At 68.2% G+C, this 3,794-nt stretch carries 4 protein-coding genes and 1 riboswitch; of the genes, 1 reads left to right on the plus strand and 3 read right to left on the minus strand.

Going from position 1 to position 3,794, the window contains the following annotated elements; translation table 11 throughout:
* Positions 1 to 137 precede the first annotated feature (137 nt).
* From G6022_RS03500 to G6022_RS03510, 3 genes are all read right to left on the minus strand, one after another.
* Positions 138 to 1,142: an ABC transporter substrate-binding protein gene (locus tag G6022_RS03500; protein ID WP_182639934.1), complete on the minus strand. Its 1,005-nt coding sequence runs from the start codon at positions 1,140 to 1,142 to the stop codon at positions 138 to 140.
* A gap of 115 nt (positions 1,143 to 1,257) precedes the next feature.
* Positions 1,258 to 1,391, minus strand: a riboswitch (cobalamin riboswitch).
* Positions 1,392 to 1,452: 61 nt separating this feature from the next.
* On the minus strand, positions 1,453 to 1,734 hold the full coding sequence (locus G6022_RS03505; RefSeq protein ID WP_179523957.1) for an Lrp/AsnC ligand binding domain-containing protein: 282 nt from the start codon (positions 1,732 to 1,734) through the stop codon (positions 1,453 to 1,455).
* A 34-nt stretch (positions 1,735 to 1,768) separates the two neighbouring features.
* Positions 1,769 to 2,143, minus strand: coding sequence for an SgcJ/EcaC family oxidoreductase (locus tag G6022_RS03510; protein ID WP_182639935.1), 375 nt, complete (start codon positions 2,141 to 2,143; stop codon positions 1,769 to 1,771).
* A 177-nt stretch (positions 2,144 to 2,320) separates the two neighbouring features.
* Here G6022_RS03510 and G6022_RS03515 point away from each other — a divergent pair, with 177 nt between their 5' ends.
* Positions 2,321 to 3,754, plus strand: coding sequence for a sugar porter family MFS transporter (locus tag G6022_RS03515; RefSeq protein WP_182639936.1), 1,434 nt, complete (start codon positions 2,321 to 2,323; stop codon positions 3,752 to 3,754).
* The last annotated feature ends 40 nt before the right edge of the window (positions 3,755 to 3,794 follow it).

Genomic DNA, 3,794 nt, shown 5'->3' on the forward strand with positions numbered 1-3,794 from the left:
GGCCCGGGCTGGTCTCGCGGCCCGGGCTGGTGGCGCGGAACGGTGACGGGAGGCGGGACGACGCCGAGGGGCGGCTCGGAGCCGGTGTCGCCGCATCGCCCGCGCCACCGCCACGGTCGTGGACGACCGTCGCCATATCAGCCACCGAAGGCGTCGGGGTGGAGCTCGCGGGCGATCGTCTCCACCGAGGTCGCCATCCGCGAACTCTCGAAGAAGTCGGCCAGGGGGACCACCACGATGCGGTCGTCGCGGATCGCCGGCGTGGTGGCCATGATGGGCTGGTTACGCAGGTACTCGATCTTGTCCTCGGCGCTGGTGGCCCCGTAGTCGAGCACGACGATCGCCTCCGGTCGGCGTTCGCCGAGGATCTCCCACGTGGTCTTGAGGTAGGGCCGGTCGCCCTCGATGAAGATGTTGTCGGCTCCCGCGTACTCGCCGATCAGCTGGCCGATGCCGACGCCGCCGATCGTCATGGGCTCCGCCTCACCGCTGTCGTAGAAGAACGTCGGGGTCCCCGTCACGCCGGCCTCGTCCAGGGTGGCGCGGACCGACTCGATCCGGTCGACGATGCGGTCGGTGAGCTGCTGCGCACCCTCCTCGACGCCGAGGACCCGGCCCAGCTGGGAGAAGTCGGTCTCGAGCATGGAGACGTCCGGGAACCCGTCGCCGCAGTACTCGGAGAACAGGAAGGTGTCGATGCCCGCCGCGTCGAGCGCGTCCCGGCTCCGGCCCTCCTTCTCGTCGAACGCGCTGCGCATGCCGGCCACCACGAGGTCGGGTTCCAGATCGACGATCTGCTCCCAGCTGGGATACTCCTCGGCCAACCCGGGAATCGCCTCGAGTTCCTCGGCGACCTCCGGCAGGACGTCCTCGCGATCGGCATAGCCCCGGCCGACGATCCGATCCCCCGCACCCATCTGGATGAGGGTCTCCGTGACGTGGGCGTTCATCGTGATGATGCGCTCGGGCGGGGCGTCGAACGTGGACTCACGCTCGCAGTTGGTGATGGTCACCGGCTCGGCGAACGCCTCATTCGAGGTGGCGTTCTCCTGAGCCTCGCCGCGGGAGCAGCCCGCGACGACGACGCCCGTGACGAGCAGCGCGGCGAGCGCCGTGGTGGACCTGGACTGGCGACGGAACATGATCAGACCTCGGATCGTGTCGTGTGCCCACGAACACACGAGACCCGCAGGTGGGCGACCGTCGACACCGGCCACCGACCGTGCAGGACTCCGGATCGCAGACCGCGGCGATGGACAGAGTCGCGTACCTCCGGGCAGGTAATCGGGCTCGTCGTCACCGAGGTGACGGCACACCGTTGCGGGTCAGCGCCGGATTCTCACCGGTCTTCCCCTGCGTATCCGGAGATCAGCAAGTCGTGATGACAGTATGCACATCCGCCGCGACCGACGTGGCAGCACCTCCCCGGAACTGTGCGCACCGGGGAGGGGCCTACTCGTCGTACCCCAGGGAGAACGCCGCCTCGAGGTCGTGCTTGGACAGCGCGCGGAACGCGATGTGCGTCTCGGTGTCGACCACACCCGGGACCTTGTTCAGGCGGTCGGAGACGATGTCGGCCACCTCCTCGTTGCGGCGGGCCCGCACGAGCACGATGAGGTCGATGGTGCCCGTCACCGAGTACACCTCGGAGACCCCGTCGATCTCGGCGATCGCCTCGGCGACCTCGGGGATGCGCGCCGTCTCGGCGTGGACGAAGACGATGGCGGTGATCATGGCCTGAAGGGTAGTCCAGTCGCGCGGCCCCGGTTCAGCGCATGTTCTCCGGCGTCCAGTACGCGCGCATCGAACGGATCTTGCCCTGCTCGTCGTGGGTCATGAGGTCCCACACGTTGATGGTGGCCTTGGAGTCGGCGTCGAAGTGGGTGGTGATCTCGAAGTTGAACAGCAGGTCGTCACCGCAGACCCGTGCCTCGATCACCTCGCCCTCGATCTTCAGCGCCACCACGGACGAGTAGAACTCGCGGATGGCCGCCTTGCCCTCGTGGACGGTGCCGTTGCCGACCGGGTCCTCGACCGTGGCGTTCTCGGCGTAGAGGTCCAGAACCGCCTCGAGGTCGCCGGCGACCAGCGCGGCGATGTAGGAGTCGGCGGTGGCACGGATCTGCTCGGGGGAGGCACTCACGGCGGTGGCCCTTTCGGTATGACGACGAGACACCTCGAGCCTAGAACGTGTTCTCGATCAGAGCGTTCGTACGCCGCAATCGATAAAGAATACGTGACTTGCGCCACATTGGTAGCGGGCCTACGCTCCGTTCACCAGACATCAGGACGTCCATCCGGCCCGGGAACGGGGTACGCCATGTCCACACGGAACGTCTCGGCCAGGAGCTCGGACGAGGAGTCCTTCCACACCGGCAGGGTGGTGATCATCTCCCTGGTCGCCGCGCTCGGCGGGTTCCTCTTCGGCTTCGACACCGCCGTCATCAACGGCGCGGTGGACGCCGTCCAGGAGACCTTCGGCATGAACGCCGGTCTCACCGGGTTCGTCGTCTCCTCGGCCCTGCTCGGCTGTATCGCCGGCGCGTATCTCGCGGGCCGCCTCGCCGACCGCTGGGGGCGCACCCGCGTCATGGTCCTGGCCTCGGCGCTGTTCACCGTCAGTGCGATCGGCTCCGGGCTCGCGTTCGGCCCGTGGGACCTCATCCTGTGGCGGGTGGTCGGTGGCCTGGGCGTCGGCGCGGCCTCGGTCATCGCGCCGGCGTACATCGCCGAGGTGGCCCCGCCCTCGATACGCGGCCGCCTCGGGTCACTCCAGCAGCTCGCGATCGTCTCCGGCATCTTCGTGGCCCTGCTCTCCGACGCCTGGCTGGCAGCCGTGGCCGGTGGCGCGATCGAGGAGCTGTGGCTGGGGATCCAGGCCTGGCGCTGGATGTTCCTCACCGAGCTGGTCCCCGCGATCACCTACGGCGTACTGGCGCTCATGATCCCGGAATCCCCCCGCTACCTGCTGGCCAAGGGGCTGGTCGGCGAGGCGAGGGACGTCCTGCGCACCATCCAGTCCAGCGGCGTCGACAACCGGATCAAGGAGATCCGTGCGACGGTCCGCGAGGACAGGAAGCGGTCGTGGCAGGACATGCTCAACCCGAGCGGCAGGAACCTCCTGCCGATCGTGTGGATCGGCATCGTGCTGTCCGTCTTCCAGCAGGCCGTGGGCATCAACGTGATCTTCTACTACTCCACGTCCCTCTGGCAGTCGGTCGGCTTCACCGAGGCGGACGCGCTCACCCAGACCGTCATCACCTCGGTCACGAACATCGTCGTGACGATCGTGGCCATCGCGCTGATCGACAAGATCGGGCGTCGCAGGCTGCTCATGACCGGTTCGGTCGGCATGACCGTCTCGCTCGCGGTGATGGCCCTGATGTTCAGCACCGCCACGATGGGTCCGGGGCCCGACGGCGAACTCGCTCCCCAACTCGGCGACACCCAGGGGCTCGTCGCGCTGATCGCCGCCAACGGTTTCGTCGTGTTCTTCGGGATGTCCTGGGGCCCGGCGGTGTGGGTGCTGCTCGGCGAGATGTTCAACAACCGCATCCGCACGGCGGCTCTCGGCCTGGCCGCGGCCGCCCAGTGGTTGGCAAACTTCGCGGTCTCCACCGCGTTCCCGCCGATGGCCGAGTTCAGCCTGACGTTCACCTACGGCTTCTACGCGGTGTCTGCGCTGCTGTCCTTGCTGTTCGTGGCCAAGTTCATCCCGGAGACCACCGGCCGCTCGCTCGAGGACATGGAGTAGCCCGGCCCCCGCGCAGGCGCTCCGCCGATCCCCCCCCCCC

Source organism: Dietzia sp. Cai40 (genome assembly GCF_014145165.1).
GTDB lineage: Bacteria > Actinomycetota > Actinomycetes > Mycobacteriales > Mycobacteriaceae > Dietzia > Dietzia natronolimnaea.